The organism is Longimicrobiaceae bacterium (assembly GCA_035696245.1).
Classification (GTDB): domain Bacteria; phylum Gemmatimonadota; class Gemmatimonadetes; order Longimicrobiales; family Longimicrobiaceae; genus DASRQW01.
Map to the genome: position 1 here is coordinate 1 of DASRQW010000520.1, position 1,847 is coordinate 1,847.

Consider the following 1,847-nt stretch of genomic DNA (forward strand, 5'->3'; position numbering starts at 1 on the left):
TCTTTACTCTCCCGTGGGAACCCTACGATGACCGACTCCGCCACCCTCGCGCCGCCCGCCGCGTCTCCGCTGGACGTGGAGCGCATCCGCGCCGACTTCCCGATCCTGTCCGAGACGGTGAACGGGCATCCGCTCGTGTACCTGGACAACGCGGCGAGCACGCAGAAGCCGCTGGCGGTGATCGAGGCGCTGGACCACTACTACCGCACGTCGAACGCGAACGTGCACCGCGGGCTGCACGAGCTGGCGAACCGCGCGACCGAGGCGTACGAGAACGCCCGCCTGCGCGTTGCCTCGCTGCTCGGCATCACCGACGCGCACGAGCTGGTGTGGACGCGCGGCACCACCGAGTCCATCAATCTCGTCGCCTCCACATGGGGCGCGGCGAACCTGAAGGCCGGCGACGAGGTGCTGCTCTCGGTCATGGAGCACCACTCCAACCTGGTGCCGTGGCAGCTCCTGGCGCAGCGCACGGGCGCGAAGTTGCGCTTCCTGGACATCGACGACCAGGGGCGATTGGACCTGTCGAACCTGGACGAGGTGCTGACGGAGCGCACGAAGCTGGTCTCCATCGTCCACGTCTCCAACGCGCTGGGCACCGTCAATCCGGTCAGTCAGATCGCGGCGAAGGCGCATGCGGTCGGCGCGCTGATGCTGGTGGACGGCGCGCAGTCCGCCCCGCATCTCCCGGTGGACGTGCCGAGCCTGGGCGCGGACTTCTACGCGTTCTCGGGCCACAAGATGTGCGGGCCCACGGGGATGGGTGGCCTGTGGGGCCGTCGTGAGGTGCTGGAGGCGATGCCGCCCTTCCACGGCGGCGGCGACATGATCGACACGGTGGAGTTGGAGGCGAGCACGTACGCGCCGATCCCGAACAAGTTCGAGGCGGGCACGCCGCACATCTCCGGCGCGGTGGGCCTGGGCGCGGCGGCGGACTACCTGGCATCGGTCGGGCGCGACGCGATCCTGGCGCACGAGCGGCACCTGATCGGCTACGCACTGGAGCGGATGGGCGCGATCCCCGACCTGCGCATCTACGGTCCGACTGATCTGGCGGAGCGCTCGGGCGTGGTCAGCTTCACGCTGGCCGACGTGCATCCGCACGACCTGGCGACCATCCTGGACAGCGAGGGCGTGGCGATCCGCGCCGGGCACCACTGCGCGCAGCCGCTGATGAAGCGCCTGGGCGTGGGCAGCACCGCGCGTGCGTCGTTCTATCTCTACAACACCACGGAAGAGGTCGATCGCCTGGTGGATGCGCTCGGCAAGGCCCGCACGCTCTTCGGGTACTGAGATGGCGATGCCGAACGCGGCGCTCGGTGCGCTGTACCAGGAAGTGATCCTGAAGCACTACCGCGACTCGTCGCACCGCGGCGAGCTGGCGGAGCGCGACGCCGAGATCCAGATGAACAACCCCACCTGCGGCGACGCCATCGTGCTCCACCTGCGCCTGCGCGGGGGCAGGGTGGACGCGATCCGCTTCAGCGGCCACGGCTGCGCCATCTCGCAGGCCAGCGCGTCGATGATGGCGAAGCAGCTGGAGGGAAAGACGACGGAAGAGTCCGGGGAGCTCATCGCCCGCTTCAAGGACCTCGTCCACGGCGACGCCGACGCCGCGCGCGACAAGCGGCTGGGCGAGCTGCGCGCCCTGGCCGGCGTCGCCAAGTTCCCCGTCCGCGTCCGCTGCGCCATGCTGGCCTGGAACGCCCTGGAAGAAGCGGCAAAGCAAGCCGGCGCCTAACACAGCCAGGCCGGCGAGCACAGCAGCAGCCGCGCCCGCAGAAGCTGCCCGACGAGCAGCGAAACCCTCCGCCCGCGCCAGCCAGGCTCCCTCCCCCAGGCAGTTT

2 protein-coding genes are annotated in these 1,847 nt (G+C 69.8%); both read left to right on the forward strand.

What is annotated here, in order from left to right:
- Nucleotides 1–27 precede the first annotated feature (27 nt).
- Nucleotides 28–1,293, forward strand: a complete 1,266-nt coding sequence (locus tag VFE05_23110) for a cysteine desulfurase (protein HET6232986.1) — start codon at nt 28–30, stop codon at nt 1,291–1,293.
- 1 nt (nt 1,294) lies between these two features.
- The gene (locus tag VFE05_23115) at nt 1,295–1,741 is read left to right on the forward strand and encodes an SUF system NifU family Fe-S cluster assembly protein (protein HET6232987.1); all 447 of its coding nucleotides are present in this window, start codon (nt 1,295–1,297) and stop codon (nt 1,739–1,741) included.
- Nucleotides 1,742–1,847: the final 106 nt, after the last annotated feature.

Coding starts and splice junctions, on each gene's coding strand:
- VFE05_23110 (HET6232986.1), top strand. CDS start 28: ATGACCGACTCCGCCACCCTCGCGCCGCCCGCCGCGTCTCCGCTGGAC.
- VFE05_23115 (HET6232987.1), top strand. CDS start 1,295: ATGGCGATGCCGAACGCGGCGCTCGGTGCGCTGTACCAGGAAGTGATC.